Origin of the sequence: Cupriavidus sp. Met-2, assembly GCF_049843575.1 — a bacterium.
In the GTDB taxonomy this organism is placed as follows: Bacteria; Pseudomonadota; Gammaproteobacteria; order Burkholderiales; family Burkholderiaceae; genus Cupriavidus; species Cupriavidus metallidurans.
This window is the reverse complement of sequence record NZ_JBBHZL010000014.1, coordinates 100965-118094: the sequence shown is the minus strand read 5'-3', so window position 1 is coordinate 118094 and position 17130 is coordinate 100965. Positions and strand designations below refer to the sequence as shown.

Here is a 17130-nt window from a genome sequence, read left to right as displayed (position 1 = left end):
TTCTTCAGAAAACGTTACTGGCGCAATTCGCCAGGATGTATTGCAGCGCCGGTCAGGCCGGTTCGCGCAGGTCACCATCCACGTAGAGCCAGCGCGACGCTTCGCCCGGCTCACGCGACTCGAATACAAAACGGCTCAGCTCATGCAGCCGGTGCGCGCGGCCCCCCACCTTGTAACGCGCGACGAACTCGACTGTGGCGTGCGTGGCGTCCTGCTGCGCGTGGGACTTCACGGTCAGCCCGAGCCAGTTCGTGCCGGGATCGGCCGAGAGGTCCGGCGGGCAGGTCGACGCGTGCCAGGTCTGCCGCAGCCAGCTCACGTCACCCAGCACATAGGCGCTGTAACGCGACCGCATCAGCGCCTCCGCCGTGGGTGGCGATGCCTCGCCACGATGGAAGCGGCCGCAGCACGTGTCGTAGGCGCCGTTGCCGCAGGGGCACGGTGCCGGGCCGGTGCCGGCCCGACCCTTGTTCGTCATCCGATCAGCCCCGGCAACTCGCGCATGTCAGTGAAGATCGTCGTCACGCCAACCGCGCGCAAGGCGTCGGCGTTGGTGCTCGCGGCGTAGCCAAACACCGTCATGCCGGCAGCCACGCCCGCCGTGGCGCCGGTGGGACTGTCCTCGATCACCGCGCAGCGCGACGGATCGACGCCCATCGTGCGCGCAGCCAGCAGGTACACGTCGGGCGCGGGCTTGCTGTGCTCCACTTCGGTAGCCGAGAAGATGTGCTCGCGCGCGGCATCGTCGGTGAACAGTTCCACCAGCTGCGTGTGGTTCAACTGCAGCTTGACCTTGATGCGGTCGGCGCCGGACGCCACGCACACCGGCAGGCCACGTGCCTTGATGGCTTCGATCGCCTGACGGACGTGCGGCACGGCTTCCAGTTCCTCGATGAGTGCCGCGTCGCGACGCACGAACCACTCGGACAGGAAATTCCTGGGCAATGGCTTGCCCAGGCGCGCCTCGATATTGCCAAGCTCGTCACGCACCGCGCGTCCGAGGAACCACTTCATGGATTCCTCGAGCGTGATCTCGATACCAATCTCGTTCAGCACGCGATTCAGCACGCGATGCACGATCGGTTCGCTATCGACGAGCACGCCGTCACAATCGAAAATCACGCAATCGAAGCGTGCGGCCTGGTTTGCTGCGGTCATGCGGGTTTCTTTTCCTTGTTGAGTTCGTTACCGCCGACGGCGCGCAGTTCGGTCTGCCGCCGGCTCTTCAGATAGGCTTCGACCTGGTCGAAGCGGTCGAAGCCCCAGAACGGTTCGCCGTCGACGATCACGAACGGCGAGCCGAACACACCCTTGGCCATCGCCACGTCGATCTCGGCCTTGAGCTGGTCCTTGATCTGGTAGTTGTTGGCACCTTCGTTCATGGCGATCGGGTCGACGCCGAGCGGCTCGGCCAGCTTCGCCAGTTCGGCGGGTTCGGCAATGTTGATGTCGTCGACAAACAGCGCGCGATACACGGCCTTGGCAAACGCCGTGGCCACATCCGCACCGTGGTTGTTCTGCAGCCATAGCATCGCGCGCGCTGCATGTTGCGTCGGCAGTGGGAAATGCGTGGGCCGCTTGTAGTCGATATGGTTGAATTCCGAGGTCCGCTCGAAATCACGCCAGCAGTAATCGCCCTTGAGCGGAATGCTGGGAAGCGGCGACGAGCCGGTTGTCTTGAACACCACGCCGAGCAGGATCGGATGCCAGATCACATAGCGGCCGTACTTCTGGGCAATATCGTCGATGCGCGTGCTGGCGAAGTAGCCATAGGGCGAGGAGAAATCGAAGTAGAAGTCGATGGGGGCGGTCATCGCAAAGGCTCCGGTTCACGGACAACAGTTGAGGAAAGTGCGGATACTCGTGTTCGTACTTGTGTTCGTCTTCGTATTCGAGATGCCTGTCAGCCAAGCGCGCGGGCGATCAGGATCTTCTGGATATCGCTGGTCCCTTCATAGATCTGGCACACGCGCACATCGCGATAGATGCGCTCGACGGGGAAATCGGTCACGTAGCCGTAGCCACCGAACACCTGGATGGCATCCGAGCATACCCGCTCGGCCATCTCGCTGGCGAAAAGCTTGGCCATGGCCGCTTCCTTCAGGCAGGGCCGGCCGGCATCCTTGAGCGATGCGGCATGCCACACCATCTGGCGCGCCACGTCGATCTGCGTCGCCATATCGGCAAGCCGGAACTGCACGGCCTGGTGCTGGAACAGCGGCTGCCCGAAGCTCTCGCGCTCCTTGGCGTAGGCCAGCGCCGCCTCGAATGCCGCGCGCGCCATGCCGATGCTTTGGGAAGCGATACCGATGCGGCCACCTTCGAGACCGGAGAGCGCCATCTTGTAGCCGGCGCCCTCCTCGCCAAGCATGTTCGCGGCCGGAATCCGGCAGTTCTCGAACACGATCTGCGCGGTGTCGGAAGAGTGCTGGCCCAGCTTTTCCTCCAGACGCGCGACGATATAGCCGGGCGTTGACGTCGGCACCAGGAATGCGCTGATGCCGCGTTTGCCCGCGGCCTTGTCGGTCACGGCCATCACGATCGCCACGTCGGCATGTTTGCCACTGGTGATGAACTGCTTCACGCCGTTGAGCACGTAGTGGTCGCCATCGCGCGTGGCCGTGGTGCGCAACGCCGATGCGTCGGAGCCGACGTGCGGCTCGGTCAGGCAGAATGCGCCGAGCATGTCACCTTGCGCCAGCGGCACCAGCCACTGCTGCTTCTGCGCGTCGCTGGCGAAGGCCATCAGCATGCTGCACACCGGGCAGTTGTTGACGCTGATGACAGTGGAGGTGCCGCCGTCTCCGGCCGCGATCTCTTCCAGGATCAGCGCGAGCGACAGATAGTCGAGCCCGGCGCCGCCAAGGGCTTCGGGCACGGCCACGCCGTAGGCACCCAGACGCGCCAGTTCCTTGTGCACGTCCTTCGGGAACGTCTTGTCGCGATCCCATCGGGCGGCCTGCGGCGCGATGACGTCCTGCGCGAACTGCCGCACGGCGTCACGGATCATTTCCTGTTCAGGGGTCAGCAGCATGTTGTACCGGGTCTCTTACCAGGGAATCGACGTACCGTCGTAGTTGTGGAAGCTGCCGTTATCGTGACGCGCTACGCCGGCCAGCACGCGGCGCATACCCGCCACGCTCTGCTGCGGCGTGAGGTCGGCTTTCGGGCCACCCATGTCGGTCTGCACCCAGCCCGGATGCAGTGCCACGCAGATCGCATGGCGCGCATCGAGCGAAACGGACTTCAGCGCGGCGTTCACCGATGCCTTGCTCACGCGATAGAGCCAGCTACGGTTGCTGTCCATCGCGCCGATGCTGCCCATGCGCGACGACAGCACCGCCAGCACGCCACCGCGGCCATGATTGCCGGATTCGACGAACGGCAGCAGCACCGGCAGCGCCATCATCGGACCGAGCACGTTGGTGTGCATCACCGCGTCGAATTCCTCGCGGGTCACCGGTTCCGCCGTTTCCGAACGCGGGCCGATCACGCCGGCGTTGTAGATCGCCACGTCCAGCGTCTCGCCATCGAGCTTCCAGGCGAGCCCCGCCACGGCGGCCGCGTCGGTGAGGTCGAGCTTGTGCGCTTCCGCGCCGAGCGCCGTGAGCGCGGCAACGCCCTCGTCGCTACGCGCGGCGGCGATGACGCGCCAGCCATCGGCGCGGTACTGCCGGACAAATTCGAGACCCAGGCCGCGCGAGGCGCCGAGGACGAGAGCGGTGGGCATGTTCAGCCTCCTGTGGATGATTGCGAGCGCGTCAGTAACGTCCGTAACTTCAGTAGAGTTCGATGCCGACCGCAGTGGCTTCGCCGCCGCCGATGCAGAGGCTGGCCACGCCGCGCTTGCCGCCGGTCTTGCGCAATGCGCCGATCAGCGTGGTCATGATACGTGCGCCGGACGCGCCGATCGGATGGCCCAGCGCGCATGCGCCGCCATGGATGTTGACCTTGTCGCGCGGAATGTCGAGATCGTGCATCGCGGCCATCGGCACCACGGCAAAGGCCTCGTTGATTTCGAACAGATCGACGCTGCCAGTGTTCCAGTCGAGCTTGCGATACAGCTTGGCGATGGCCTCCACCGGCGCGGTGGTGAACCAGCCCGGCGCCTGTGCGTGGGAGGTATGGCCGAGCATTCTGGCGATTGGCTGCAACCCGAGCGATTTCGCGGTGGATTCGCGCATCATCACCAGCGCCGAGGCGCCGTCATTGATCGACGACGACGACGCAGCGGTAATCGTGCCGTCCTTGGCAAACGCCGGCTTCAGCGACGGGATCTTGTCGACCTTGATGCGGCGCGGCCCCTCATCGGTGTCGATGACGGTATCGCCACCCTTGCCCGACACCGTCACCGGCACGATCTCCCAGCGGAAGTCGCCCTGCTCGGTGGCACGCTGGGCGCGGCGCACCGACTCCATCGCGAACGCATCCTGCTGTTCGCGCGTGAAGTGGTACTTGGCGGCGCAGTCCTCGCCGAAAGTGCCCATGGCCCGGCCCTTGTCGTACGCGTCCTCCAGGCCGTCCAGCATCATGTGGTCGTAGATCATGCCGTGGCCGATGCGATAGCCACCACGCGCCTTCGGCACCAGGTATGGCGCGTTGGTCATGCTTTCCATGCCGCCGGCCACGGCGATATCGAACGATCCGGCCAGCAGGCCGTCGTAGACGCTCATCGCCGCACGCATGCCGGAGCCGCACATCTTGTTGACGGTGGTACACGCCACGTCGAGCGGCAGGCCCGCGCCAAGCGCGGCCTGTCGGGCGGGCGCCTGACCCTGTCCGGCTGGCAGCACACAGCCGAACACCACCTCCTGCACCTGCTCAGGCTTGATGCCCGCGCGCTCAACCGCCGCGCGGATCGCGGCGGCGCCAAGCTGCGGCGCCATCAGACTGCTCAGTTCACTCTGGAACGCACCCATCGGGGTACGCACCGCGGAAACGATAACGACTGGGTCCTTCTGCATGTCTGTCTCCTGAAGCAGGGGTGGAGCTTCGTGGGTTGAAATCAGCGAATCGATGCTTGTGGCGGATCGCCGTACTGGCGCAGCGCGGCTGCAATCTGCGCGTGCAGTTCGTCATTGTTGCTGGCGGCCATGCCGAGATCGCGCAGCAGGCCGTCGGACACGCCGTAGACCCAGCCATGCACCGTGACGGCCTGACCGCGCGCCCAGGCATCCTGGAGCACGGTGGTCTGGCAGACGTTGTTGACCTGCTCGATCACGTTCAGCTCGCACAGGCGGGTATGCGCGTCGTCCTCGCGCAGCACGGTGCCCAGATAGCCCGCGTGCTTGTCGGCCACATCCTGCACGTGGCGCAGCCAGTTGTCGGCCAGGCCGACGCGCTCGCGCTTGAGCGCCACCTTCACGCCGCCGCAGCCGTAGTGGCCCACCACGGTCACGTGGCGAACCTTGAGCACATCGACAGCGAATTGCAGCACCGACAGCGCGTTCAGATCGCTGTGCGAAATCACGTTGGCGATATTGCGATGGACGAAGACCTCGCCCGGCGCCAGGCCAAGAATCTGGTTGGCCGGCACGCGCGAATCGGAACAACCAATCCACAGGTACTCGGGGGCCTGCTGGTTGGCCAGGCGCGTGAAGAAAGTCGGGTCTTCCGCGTTGACGCGGTCTACCCATTCGCGGTTGTTGCGGAACAGCTGGGCGATGGCGTCACTCATGCTGCCCTCCTTGGTTCTTCAGTTGCGGGGCCGGTTGCGCCGGACCCGTAGCGGTGGATGAAGCGTTCTTGGCTGTGGTACGCAAAAAAGTCATGGACATGGCCGGCCAGGAGCCGGTCTTTGTGGTGCTGCCACATCGCAGCGTCAAAGAAATCGGGGTGATGCCGCATGAAGGCGGCGCGCACACGCGGATCGCCCAGCAGGAATGTGCCGTAGGTCTCCGGAAAAATGTCGTGCGGACGTACGGTGTACCACACCTCGCCGGACATTTCCTCTTCCTCGTTGCGCGGGGCGGGTACGCGGCGGACGTTGCAGTCGGTCAGGTACTCGATCTCGTCGTAGTCGTAGAAGACCACGCGGCCGTGGCGGGTTACGCCGAAGTTCTTGTAAAGCATGTCGCCGGGGAAGATGTTCGCGGCGATCAGTTCCTTGACGGCGTTGCCGTATTCGAGGATGCCGTGATCCACCTGCTCGTCCGTTCCCTCCTGAAGCCAGATGTTCAGCGGCGTCATGCGGCGTTCGATATAGACATGGCGCACGACGATCTCGTCCTCGCCCTGCTTGCTGCGCTGGTACTCGATCATCGACGGCGCGTGCTGCTCCAGCTCGCGCACCAGCGCGTCGTCGAAGCGGGACAGCGGGAACGCCACATCGGAGTACTCGAGCGTATCGGCCATGCGGCCCACGCGGTCATGCTGCTTGACGAGCTGGTATTTCGATTTCACCAGTTCGCGCGTGGTTTCCTTCGGCGCCGGGAAGAAATCGCGGATCACCTTGAACACGTATGGGAACGACGGCAGCGTGAACACCAGCATCACCAGCCCCTTGATGCCCGGCGCGCTGATGAATTTATCCGACGAATGCTGCAGATGATGCAGGAAGTCGCGATAGAACAGGTTCTTGCCCTGCTTCTGCAAACCCAGCGAGGTGTAGATCTCCGCGCGCGACTTGCGCGGCAGCAGGTCTCGCAGGAAAGTCACGTAGGCCGACGGGATCTCCATGTCGACCATGAAGTAGGCGTGCGCGAACGAGAACAGGATCAGGATCTGCTCCCGGTGCAGCAGCACCGTGTCCAGCACGAGCTTGCCAGATGCCGCGTGAATGATCGGCACCACCAGCGGATAGGTATGGTCGCCGTTGATCACCCGGCCGATGACGAACGCAGTCTTGTTGCGGAAGAACAGCGACGACAGCGTATGCACCTGGAAATTCGGCGCAATGCGGAATTCGCCGAAGTGCTCGGTGATCGCGCGGGCCACATAGCCGGCATCCCGCTTGAGATCCTCGAACGGACGCTCGAGCTGAAAGTTGTTCACGATCCGCTCGAAGCAGGCCGCCATGCCCTCGCGGCTGCCCGGGTAGTAGGCGCGGTAGGTCGGCTTGATCGGCGACTCCTCGTTCTCGATGTACTCGGTCGAGATCGCGGGACGCACGAAGATGAAATCGTTGTTGAAGTACGAGCGGTGCTGGATACGCGTGAAGACCGAGTTGAAGAACGTCTCGGCCAGTTCGGGCTGATGATGGTTCGTCAGCAGGCCGATGTAGTGCAGCTTGATCTGCTGCCAGATCTCGTCCTCGATGTCCTCCGCGTCGTACTCGTCCTGGAGCGTCACGATGGTTTCGTGCACGCGCTGGTTGTAGAACGCGATGCGGTCCCGCTGCAGTTGCTGCAGACCATGCCAGTCACCGACCTCGAAGCGCGCCTTGGCCTCGATACTGACTTCGCGGAACAGCCGGTAGTGCTTGTCGAAGCCATCCAGCATGGTCCGCGCCACATCGTAGGCAATCTGCGACGAGAGCAGCTTGGGGAAGTGGGACATGGCTCGGAGGGCTCGAAGACTGTGAGAATCGGGCAGGCGGCGATGTTGAGATTGTAAAGGCGTTCGGTGCCGGCCCAATGGCGGCACCGAACGCCTCATAGAGCACTTTTCAGTCGACTGGGCGGATTACATCGTTTCGGAGAACAATTCGCGGCCAATCAGCATGCGGCGGATCTCCGAAGTGCCCGCGCCGATCTCGTACAGCTTGGCATCACGCCACAGGCGGCCGACCGGGTATTCGTTGATGTAGCCGTTACCGCCCAGGATCTGCACCGACTCGCCCGCCATCCACGTGGCCTTCTCCGCGGTGTACAGAATCACGGCGGCGCAGTCCTTGCGGACCTGGCGCACGTGGTCCGTGCCCAGCGAGTCCAGGTTCTTGCCCACGGTGTACAGGTAGCTGCGCGCGGCCTGCAGCGTGGTGTACATGTCGGCCACCTTGCCCTGGATCAGCTGGAACTCGCCGATGCTCTGGCCAAACTGCTTGCGATCGTGGATGTACGGCGTGATCACGTCCATGCAGGCCTGCATGATGCCGACCGGGCCGCCCGACAGCACGGCGCGCTCGTAGTCCAGGCCGCTCATCAGCACCTTGGCGCCCCCGTTCTCGGCCCCGAGAATGTTCTCGACCGGCACTTCCACGTCCTGGAACACCAGTTCGCCGGTGTGCGAACCGCGCATGCCGAGCTTGTCCAGCTTCTGGGCTACCGAGAAGCCCTTCATGCCCTTCTCGACGATGAAGGCGGTCATGCCGCGCGCGCCCAGGTCCGGCTCGGTCTTGGCGTAGACCACCAGCACGTCGCAGTCCGGCCCGTTCGTGATCCACATCTTGGTGCCGTTGAGCACGTAGCGGTCACCCTTGAAATCGGCGCGCAGCTTCATGCTGACCACGTCCGATCCGGCGTTCGGCTCGCTCATGGCCAGCGCGCCGATCCATTCGCCGGAAACCAGCTTCGGCAGGTACTTCGCCTTCTGGGCCGCCGTGCCGTTGCGGTGGATCTGGTTCACGCACAGGTTCGAATGGGCGCCGTACGACAGGCCGACCGACGCCGACGCGCGGCTGATCTCCTCCATCGCGATCATGTGGGCCAGGTACCCCATGTTGGCGCCGCCGTACTCCTCGGCCACCGTGATGCCCAGCACGCCGAGGTCGCCCATCTTCCGCCATGCATCCATCGGAAACTGGTCGGTCCGGTCGATCTCGGCGGCGCGCGGCGCCAGTTCGGCCTGCGCCCAGTTGCGCACCGATTCGCGCAGCATCTCGATGTCTTCGCCAAGGTCGAATTTCAGGCCGGGTAGTTCGGTCATGGTGGTGTCTCCTGTTAGTTCGATGGGTTCGATGGGTTCGATGAGGTCGGTGTCGGCTATTTTATTGACGTTTACGTAAACGTCAATTAGAAGTCGCATGGTGTGCCGCCGGGGCGGCAATCTCAGGCTGTGGGAGTCTTGTTGCCAGCGTTCTTGGCATGTTGGGCAGCCAGCAGCGCCTGGCACTGACGCTCGTGTTGATCGATCTCGGCAAGCTGCGCCTGCAGGTCTTCCAACTGGCGCTCGAGCGTGCCACGGTGGCCGGCCAGGAGATGCAGGAAGCGCTCGAGTTGGGGAGCCGTATCGCGCGGGGACTCGTACAAATCCAGAATTTCGCGGATTTCATTGAGAGTAAGCCCTAACCTCTTGCCGCGCAGCGTCAACTTCAACCGGGTGCGCTCACGGCTGTTGTAGACACGCCGCCGGCCGCTTGGCCCTTCGCGATCAGGCGCCAACAGGCCCTGGTCCTCGTAGAATCGGATCGCGCGCGGTGTAATGTCGAACTCGCGGGCGAGATCGGTAATCGTGTAGGTAACGGTTGATGGCTGAGCCGACATGGTGCGTCCGGAAAAAGTGAACGATCGTTCGTTGCGCAATCAAGTTTTCGTCTAAGATGACGAACAAGCAGAGCGAATTGACGTTAACGTTAGCGTCAAGTCTAGCGCCTTATAACGACCAGAGACAGCCCCATGAACGCACTCGAACACCAGCTCCAATACCCGTTTGGCGAAACCATGCCCGAACCGGGCACTCGGCAGGAAGTCGCACCTGGCGTGTACTGGCTGCGCATGCCGCTACCGTTCGCGCTGGACCACATCAACCTCTGGCTGCTGCGTGACCGCATCGACGGGCGCGACGGCTGGACGATCGTGGACTGCGGCATCACCAACGACACCATCAAGGCGCACTGGGAAACCATCTTCGCCAACGAACTCGAAGGCCTGCCCGTGCTGCGGGTGCTGGTCACGCACTGCCACCCCGACCACGTCGGCCTGGCGCACTGGCTCTGCAAGCACTGGGATGTGCGGCTGTGGATGAGTCTGGGTGACTACATGTCGGCGCGCGTGATGGCCGGCGGCTCGGGCGTCGGATCGAACGCGGGCGGCGACTTCGCGGCCAGCCACTTCGCCCGTCACGGCATGGTCGATCCCGACAACCTCGAGAAGCTGCGGGCCCGCAAGAGCTACTACCCGTCGCTGGTGCCGGACCTGCCCACCCAGTACCGCAGGCTGATGGATGGCGACACGGTCAAGATAGGCGCGGACCCGGCCACCGCGTCGTGGCGCGTGATCACCGGTTACGGCCATGCGCCGGAACACGTTGCGCTGTTCAACCCGGCCACCAACGTGTTGATTTCCGGTGACATGGTGCTGCCGCGTATCTCGACCAACGTCAGCGTGTTCGACATGGAGCCGGAAGCCAATCCGCTGCAGCTCTACCTGGACTCGCTCGGCAAGTACGAAGGCCTGCCGAAGGATGTGCTGATCCTGCCGTCGCACGGTCGTCCGTTCCGCAATCTTCACACTCGCATCAACCAGCTTCGCGAACACCACGTCGATCGTCTGGCCGAAACGCTGGCCGCGTGCGCGGAAAAGCCCTGCAACGCGCACGACATAGTCAGCGTGATCTTCCGTCGCCAGTTCGACATTCACCAACTCACGTTCGCGATCGGCGAGGCGCTGGCCCACCTGCACGCGCTGTGGCACCGCGGCGAACTGGTGCGCGTGGTAGGTGACGATGGGGTAATCCGGTTCAAGAAGGCGGGCTGATCAGAAGCCCTGTGCCAATGACCTGAGGTAGCGCGCGCCGGCCACGGCGCGGCTGCCGTACCACGACAGCATCTCTCCATCGACCAGCAATACCGGCTTGCCGATCTGCCGCTCCAGCGCGTCGGCATGATCCTCGGTAAAGCGATAGGGTTCGGTCGACAACAGCACGGCATCCAGCTCGCGCACTAGCGCGTCGCTCCAGCGGAAGGTCGGATAGCGCTCGCCCGGCGCGTTCGGGCGGCTGCAGTCGCCGTCGACGCAGGCAGCCGGCGTGTCCGAAGTATCCGCGTCATCGGGCCACGTCGCCCAGTTCACCAGCGCCAGCATCCGGCTGATATAGGTCGCGCGCGACACCGTCATCCAGGGGTCTTGCCAGATCGCATAGAGCACACGCCGGGCCGGCCAGGTTTGTGCCTGGATGGCATCGAGTTCGCCGCGTAACTGCCCCACCAGCGCTTCGGCCTGTGGCCGGCGCCCGAAAATCCCGCCCAGCAGCCGATAGAGCGCGAGGTTGTCTTCCGGGGCACACGGATGGGTGACGATCACGTGCGGCACGAAGGTGCGGATTTCGTCGACGGTCTCCCGTCGGTTTTCATCGATATTGACCACCACGTGCGTCGGAGCCAGCGCGCGCAGGCGATCGAGCTTCACATCCTTGGTGCCGCCGACCTTGGCAACGGCGCGTACCGCTGGCTCCGGATGAATGCAGAAGCCGGTACGGGCCACAAGCTGGTCAGCCAAGCCGAGATCGAACAGCAGTTCGGTGATCGAGGGCACGAGCGATGCGATGCGGACATCGCCGGATGCCGCCTCATGTACCTGCCCGCCTGCGTCGGTCCACATCATGCGTCCCGGGGGCGGCGCGGCTTGCGCGGCGCGCGTGCGAACAGCGCGTCGTAGAGCCAGCGCGGCATCAGGTGCAGCAGCGAAGCCACAACACCCATCTGCCAGGGGATCACCGCGAAGCGGCTGCCTGCGGCAATTCGCCGCACCGCTTTTTGCGCAAACACCTCGGCATCCATCAGGAATGGCATCCGGTACGGGTTGTGCGACGTCATTGGCGTGCGGATGTAACCCGGCGCAATCGTCACCACGCGAATCTTCTCGCGCGCCTGTTCGAGCCGCAGGCTCTCCAGCAGCTTGATCACCGCCGATTTCGATGCGCTGTAGGCCCCGCCGCCGGGCAATCCCCGCACCCCGGCCACGCTGGCGATGCCGACCAGCGTGCCACGCCATCCGTCGGCACCGGGTGGCTGCTCGCGCATCGGCCCGAGGAATGGCTGAAACGTAGTCAGCGTGCCGAACCAGTTGGTATCCATGACCGTGCGGAACACCTCCAGATCCTCGCGCTCGCTGGCCACCGTACCCACCGAGACGCCCGCGTTGGCGATCACGACGTCGGGACAGCCCACGTTCGCAAGGAAATCGGCAGCCGCGACCCCCATGGCGTCGACGTCGCGGACGTCCACGGCATAGACGCGCACAGCGCCGGGATTGGGGAGCGTGCCCGCGAAAGCCCTTAGCGCATCCTCGCGCCGGCCGACCAGGCCAAGGATGGCACCCTGCTCCGCGTATGCGCGTGCCAGCGCCTGGCCAATGCCGCTGGAGGCGCCGGTGATAAAGATTTTCTGTGGTCGCATCGCGTCAATATAGCGAAATCGGAGATTCCAAAACAGAACGGCCCGGCGCACCACACGGTACGCCGGGCCGTCGTCGGTCAGATCGCGGCGATCAGAGCTTCTTGTCGCGCACGCCCGTGACCAGGAAGTCCATGGCCTGGATGGCGCCAGGCTTGGTGCCGGCGATCGAAGGCGAGGTCTCGTACTTGCCCTGCACCACCACGGTCGGCACGCCGTCGATCTTGTAGGCGTCGGCGATCTTGTTGGCACGTTGCGAGTTGGTGGTCACCGAGAACGAGTTGTAGGTGTCCAGCCACTGCTTCTTGTCGATGCCGTTCTGGGCCATGAAATCGGCGATTTCATCGGTGGTCAGCAGGCGCTTGCGCTGCTTGTGGATCGCGTCGAACACCTTGGTGTGCATCGCGTCCAGCTTGCCCATGGCTTCCAGCGCATAGAAGATCTTCGTGTGGGGCAGAAGGTCGTCGCGGAACGCCACCGGCACGCGCTTGAACACCACGTCCTTACCCTGCTTCTTGACCCACGCCTCAAGCTCGGGCTCGAAGTCGTAGCAGTGCGGGCAGCCGTACCAGAAGAACTCGGTCACCTCGATCTTGCCGGCCGGCACGGGCTGCGGCGATTTCAGGACCGTGTAGTCCTTGCCTTCCGTCGGCGCGGCCATGGCGGCGGGCGCGGTCATCAGCAGGCCGCTGACAGCGGCAACGGTGGCAAGCAGTGCGGCGATTTTCTTCATGTTCGAAGGGCCTTCCGGTTTATCGAGGGTATGCAAGGGTACAGCGAAGCATCGGATTGCGTTGTCCAGCGCCCGGCCGGGCCCCGGATCTCAGGCTATGACCACGGCGGCGGCGCGCGGTTCACCGCCTGCCGCCGCGAACCTGTTACTGCTTGGTAAAGCGGATCACCGAGGCTTCGAAACCGGCCGATTGCAGGCGGTCACGTGCGCGGTTCATGTCGTCGATGCGGTTGAACGGTCCCAGTCGAACGCGATACATCTTCACGCCGTTGACATCGCGATCCGTCACCTTGGCCTCGAAACCCTGCATGGCCAGGTTGGCTTTCTGACGGTCGGCGTCATCCTGCGACCGGAACGCCCCTACCTGCAGCAGATATCCCACCTTGTTGGCATCGGCCTGGGCAATCTCCGCGATCGGGTCGGCCACCGGCTTCTCGGCCGGGCGCGCGGCAGGCTTCTCCGGGGTCTTGCCGGCAACGGTGGAACTGGCGGAGTTGGTGCCAGCATCGGCCGGACGGGTGGTCGCCACCGGCGCCTGTGGCGCGGGCTGGCCGGGCTGCGCCTGTTCGGGCTGGCCCACCGGCTTGGCCGGCGTCTTGCTCCAGAGCGGCCGGTTCGGGTCCGACGGCTCCTCGGGCTGCTGCGCCTGTTGCGTCGGGCTCGGCAAGGTGCTGACCACGTTGCCAGGCTCGCTGGGACGCGGGGCCGGGGCACTACTGCCGCCCTTCTGCTGGAACGGCGCAGGAGACTTGGTGATGTACAGCGCCACCACCACGGCAATGGCCAGGCCGACGATCAACCCGAGCACTAGGCCCAGGAACGTGCCGCCACGCTGCGTCTTGGTATGGCGGACGGTGCGCGGGGCGCGCTTGGCAATCTGTTGCATGAAGTCCTCTTCGGTGATGCCGGGGATTATAGAGCCAGACCCATGACGCACGGCTTCAGATTCGTCGCAAATTGTCGACTGCCGGCCGCCGATGCCATGGGCTGGCGGGTGGTGCGTCAACCCACCACCCGTACCACGATCAGGCCGGAGCCGCTTCGCGGTCCATGCGCTGCGGTGCCGAAACACCGATCACCGCCAGGCCGTTCTTGAGCACCTGGCGCGTGGCAGCCAGCAGTGCCAGCCGCGCGCGCTTGACCGTCTCGTCGTCCACCAGGACGCGGTCGGCGTTGTAGAACGCGTGGAAATCGCCAGCCAGGTCGCGCAGGTAGAAGGCCACCGCGTGCGGGGCCAGTTCGCTGGAGGCCGCGGCCAGCATGTCGGGGAACTCGGCCAGACGGCGGCCCAGCGCGATCGCCTGCGGGCTCACGTCAGCAGCCGTCACGGCGGCCAGGTCCACGCTGGCCAGCTCGCCCAGCCGCGCTTCCCAGTCCGCGCCGCCCCATGCCTCGAAAATCGAGCAGATGCGGGCGTGAGCGTACTGGACGTAGTACACCGGGTTCTCGTCGTTCTGCTTCAGCGCCAGGTCCACGTCGAACACGAACTCGGTGTCGGCCTTGCGCGACAGCAGGAAGAAGCGCACCGCGTCGCGGCCGCGCGTGAAGTGCGCGGGCCAGTCGGCCACGCCTGCTTCCAGGCAACCGCGGATCGTCTCTTCGCCGCCGTTGCTCCATTCGATCAGGTCGCGCACGGTCACGTACGAACCAGCGCGCTTGGAGATCTTCACCTCCTCGCCGTTCTTCATGACGGTGACCATCTTGTGCAGCACGTAGTCGGGGTAGCCCTGCGGAATGCCGATGTCCAGGCCCTGCAGGCCGGCACGCACGCGGGCGATGGTGCCGTGGTGGTCGCTGCCCTGCACGTTGATGACCTTCGAGAAGCCGCGTTCCCACTTGGTGGTGTGGTACGCCACATCCGGCACGAAGTACGTGTACGTGCCGTCGCCCTTCTTCATGACGCGGTCCTTGTCGTCGCCGTCGTCGGTGGTGCGCAGCCACAGCGCGCCTTCGCTCTCGTACGTCTTGCCCTTGGCGATCAGCGATTGCACGGCGGCTTCCACGCGGCCATCGCTGTACAGCGACGATTCCAGGTAGTACCGGTCGAACTTGACGCCAAACGCCTGCAGGTCGATGTCCTGCTCGTTGCGCAGGTAGGTCACCGCGAACTTGCGGATCGACTCCAGATCCTCGATGTTGCCCGAGGCCGTCACCGGCTCGCCGTCCGAGGCGGACACGGTCTTGCCGGCCAGGAAATCGGCTGCGATATCGGCGATGTAGTCACCGTTGTAGGCGGACTCGGGCCAGCCGGCGTCACCCGGCTTCAGGCCGCGCGCCCGGGCCTGCACCGAGATGGCCAGCGTATGGATCTGCACGCCGGCGTCGTTGTAGTAGAACTCGCGATGGACCGACCAGCCCTGCCAGGCCAGCAGGTTCGCCAGCGCATCGCCCAGGGCGGCCTGGCGGCCGTGGCCCACGTGCAGCGGGCCAGTCGGGTTGGCGGAGACGAACTCCACCAGCACCTGGCCATGCTCGCCGACCGGACGCGCGCCGTAGCGGTCGCCATCCGCCAGCACGGCACGCAGGACTTCCGCGCGGGCCTCGGGGCTCAGGCGCAGGTTGATGAAGCCCGGGCCGGCGATCTCGAGCGCGGCCACGAGCGCGGTCGCGCGCGAATCGGCCTTGACTGCGTCGACGACCTTCTGCGCCAGCTCACGCGGGTTGGTCTTGAGCGACTTGGCCACCTGCATGGCGATGTTGCAGGCCAGGTCGCCGTGGGCGGCTGCCTTGGGTCGCTCGAATGTCACCGCGGGCAGGTTGGCATCGGCGGGGGCGAGCGCACGCACGGCATCCGTGAACGCGGCGGCAAGTTGGGAGGTCTGAACAGGCAGCATGGATATCTGGGCCCTGAGGCTGGGGTGCTTCCGGCCATGCGTCGGCAAGTGAACGCCGCGCCGCGTGACCGGCAGTGGAAATCGGGAAACGCGGAATTTTATCAGGTGCTATGCTGACATCATGCGGATGGCCTGTACGCCCTGCGCCAGACACCGCCACTCGTGAAAGGAACCACTATGTTGATCACCTTCAAATCCCACGCGGCGCAAGACCTGATCATGATGAAGGATCTTGCCATTACGCTGCTTGGCATCATCGGCAAGCATCTGGGCGAGCGCGGGGTGATCAAGGCCGACGAAATGCCGGCGGCAATCCGAAAGCTCGAAGCCGCCGTCCAGGACGCCAAGAAAGTCCACCCGGCCGAAGCCACCGTTCACCCCGGCAAGGATGACGAGCGCGAAGAGGAACCGCTCCATCTGGGCCAGCGCGCCTATCCGTTCCTGGACATGCTGCGCGAGTCCGCCAAGGAAGGCGCGGATGTGATGTGGGGCGTCTGACCCTCTGACGCCCCCCCGGGCGCCGCCTTCGCTGGCGCCCTGCTGCACCTTCGTCCGGCGACACCATGCCGCCAGTCTCCACACGCCCTTCCACAGAAAGCCGTTTGAAAGGTTTCCCGACACCCGGTCGTCGCACACGAAAAAGCGCCCGGCTGCCACAGGGCGACCGGGCGACCCGGACCAGGGATTGGTATCCGGGAAGGGGGATTACTGCGGAAAAGCGCAAGGCAGCAGCCCGCCGCGCGCCTTCCGGCTTCGTTTCCTTAGCAGCTGCTTCCACATGAAGCGAAGCGGTTCTGGCCAGGGTGAAGCAGGGGTTCTGGCTCGCATGCGAGCCGCCTGCGGAACGGCATGTGCCTGCGAACACATGCGCGCCCCGCAACAACGCCAGAATCTTTTTGAAACGGCTTCTTAGTCGTCGCTTCGGCGGCCGCCGGCCAGCAGCAGGCCGACGAACGCGCCAACCAGCGCGGCAATCCCCACCGCCATCAGCGGGGATTCCACCACGCGCTGACGGCTGTGGTCGACGGCATCGTCAACATGCACACGCGCCCAGTCCATGCCGTCCCGGCCACGTTCGCGCAGCCGTTTGGCCAGTTCCTGCGCACGGTCACGCAGTCGGCGCCCCGCCGCCAGGCTTTCCGCCGAACCCTCACGCGCCAGCACATCGATCGTTTGCTGAAGCTGCCCGATCAGTGCCTTGACGTCCTCCGACACCGGGCCAGCGGCATCGCGTGCCGCGTCGCGGGTATCGCGCGCGGCATGGCGGATCTGCCGGACGGCTGCGTCAGCGCTGTCGTGCAGGTGGTTGATTTCCTTGCGAACCTTGGGGTTTTGCGTAAGCATTGGATCTC

The 17130-nt window shown here is 64.8% G+C and carries 18 protein-coding genes; 2 read left to right on the top strand and 16 right to left on the bottom strand.

Features of this window, described 5'->3' with window-relative positions:
* Nucleotides 1–52: 52 nt before the first annotated feature.
* The 10 genes from WD006_RS25060 to WD006_RS25015 form a co-directional block, all read right to left on the bottom strand.
* Nucleotides 53–478 carry a YchJ family protein gene (locus WD006_RS25060; protein ID WP_011515031.1) on the bottom strand — a complete coding sequence of 142 codons (426 nt, stop codon included), beginning with the start codon at nucleotides 476–478 and terminating at the stop codon, nucleotides 53–55.
* A complete protein-coding gene (locus WD006_RS25055; RefSeq protein ID WP_017510804.1) occupies nucleotides 475–1158 on the bottom strand; it encodes an HAD family hydrolase in 684 nt (227 codons plus the stop codon). Before WD006_RS25055 ends, WD006_RS25060 begins: the two co-directional genes overlap by 4 nt.
* Complete coding sequence (locus WD006_RS25050) at nucleotides 1155–1814, bottom strand: 2-hydroxychromene-2-carboxylate isomerase (RefSeq protein ID WP_008642872.1); 660 nt, start codon at nucleotides 1812–1814, stop codon at nucleotides 1155–1157. Before WD006_RS25050 ends, WD006_RS25055 begins: the two co-directional genes overlap by 4 nt.
* Before the next feature lie 89 nt (nucleotides 1815–1903).
* A complete protein-coding gene (locus WD006_RS25045; RefSeq protein WP_011515028.1) occupies nucleotides 1904–3034 on the bottom strand; it encodes an acyl-CoA dehydrogenase family protein in 1131 nt (376 codons plus the stop codon).
* Nucleotides 3035–3049: 15 nt separating this feature from the next.
* Nucleotides 3050–3730 carry an SDR family oxidoreductase gene (locus WD006_RS25040; RefSeq protein WP_011515027.1) on the bottom strand — a complete coding sequence of 227 codons (681 nt, stop codon included), beginning with the start codon at nucleotides 3728–3730 and terminating at the stop codon, nucleotides 3050–3052.
* A 49-nt stretch (nucleotides 3731–3779) separates the two neighbouring features.
* Nucleotides 3780–4964, bottom strand: coding sequence for an acetyl-CoA C-acetyltransferase (locus WD006_RS25035; RefSeq protein WP_011515026.1), 1185 nt, complete (start codon nucleotides 4962–4964; stop codon nucleotides 3780–3782).
* 41 nt (nucleotides 4965–5005) lie between these two features.
* Nucleotides 5006–5677 carry a carbonate dehydratase gene (can, locus tag WD006_RS25030; RefSeq protein WP_011515025.1) on the bottom strand — a complete coding sequence of 224 codons (672 nt, stop codon included), beginning with the start codon at nucleotides 5675–5677 and terminating at the stop codon, nucleotides 5006–5008.
* The gene (aceK, locus tag WD006_RS25025; protein WP_011515024.1) at nucleotides 5674–7497 is read right to left on the bottom strand and encodes a bifunctional isocitrate dehydrogenase kinase/phosphatase; all 1824 of its coding nucleotides are present in this window, start codon (nucleotides 7495–7497) and stop codon (nucleotides 5674–5676) included. Before aceK ends, can begins: the two co-directional genes overlap by 4 nt.
* 126 nt (nucleotides 7498–7623) lie before the next feature.
* Nucleotides 7624–8805 (bottom strand): isovaleryl-CoA dehydrogenase, encoded by a 1182-nt coding sequence (locus tag WD006_RS25020; protein ID WP_008642884.1) that lies wholly within the window; start codon nucleotides 8803–8805, stop codon nucleotides 7624–7626.
* Nucleotides 8806–8927: 122 nt separating this feature from the next.
* Nucleotides 8928–9362 carry a MerR family transcriptional regulator gene (locus WD006_RS25015; protein WP_011515023.1) on the bottom strand — a complete coding sequence of 145 codons (435 nt, stop codon included), beginning with the start codon at nucleotides 9360–9362 and terminating at the stop codon, nucleotides 8928–8930.
* A gap of 132 nt (nucleotides 9363–9494) precedes the next feature.
* On the opposite strand from WD006_RS25015, the gene WD006_RS25010 reads away from it, so the two are divergent.
* Complete coding sequence (locus WD006_RS25010; RefSeq protein WP_011515022.1) at nucleotides 9495–10574, top strand: MBL fold metallo-hydrolase; 1080 nt, start codon at nucleotides 9495–9497, stop codon at nucleotides 10572–10574.
* Here the strand turns inward: WD006_RS25010 and WD006_RS25005 are convergent, their stop codons facing one another.
* The 5 genes from WD006_RS25005 to argS form a co-directional block, all read right to left on the bottom strand.
* A complete protein-coding gene (locus tag WD006_RS25005) occupies nucleotides 10575–11417 on the bottom strand; it encodes a helical backbone metal receptor (protein WP_011515021.1) in 843 nt (280 codons plus the stop codon).
* Nucleotides 11417–12214: an SDR family oxidoreductase gene (locus tag WD006_RS25000; protein WP_011515020.1), complete on the bottom strand. Its 798-nt coding sequence runs from the start codon at nucleotides 12212–12214 to the stop codon at nucleotides 11417–11419. The genes WD006_RS25005 and WD006_RS25000 overlap by 1 nt, the downstream gene beginning before the upstream one ends.
* A gap of 91 nt (nucleotides 12215–12305) precedes the next feature.
* Nucleotides 12306–12944 (bottom strand): thiol:disulfide interchange protein DsbA/DsbL, encoded by a 639-nt coding sequence (locus WD006_RS24995; protein WP_011515019.1) that lies wholly within the window; start codon nucleotides 12942–12944, stop codon nucleotides 12306–12308.
* Nucleotides 12945–13089: 145 nt separating this feature from the next.
* Nucleotides 13090–13830: an SPOR domain-containing protein gene (locus tag WD006_RS24990; RefSeq protein ID WP_011515018.1), complete on the bottom strand. Its 741-nt coding sequence runs from the start codon at nucleotides 13828–13830 to the stop codon at nucleotides 13090–13092.
* 139 nt (nucleotides 13831–13969) lie between these two features.
* The gene (gene argS, locus WD006_RS24985; RefSeq protein ID WP_011515017.1) at nucleotides 13970–15778 is read right to left on the bottom strand and encodes an arginine--tRNA ligase; all 1809 of its coding nucleotides are present in this window, start codon (nucleotides 15776–15778) and stop codon (nucleotides 13970–13972) included.
* 177 nt (nucleotides 15779–15955) lie between these two features.
* Here argS and WD006_RS24980 point away from each other — a divergent pair, with 177 nt between their 5' ends.
* On the top strand, nucleotides 15956–16276 hold the full coding sequence (locus tag WD006_RS24980) for a DUF1840 domain-containing protein (RefSeq protein WP_011515016.1): 321 nt from the start codon (nucleotides 15956–15958) through the stop codon (nucleotides 16274–16276).
* A 411-nt stretch (nucleotides 16277–16687) separates the two neighbouring features.
* On the opposite strand, the gene WD006_RS24975 is transcribed toward WD006_RS24980, so the two are convergent.
* Entirely contained in the window at nucleotides 16688–17122 is a 435-nt protein-coding gene (locus tag WD006_RS24975; RefSeq protein WP_029306787.1) for a DUF883 family protein, read from the bottom strand.
* Between the last annotated feature and the right edge of the window lie 8 nt (nucleotides 17123–17130).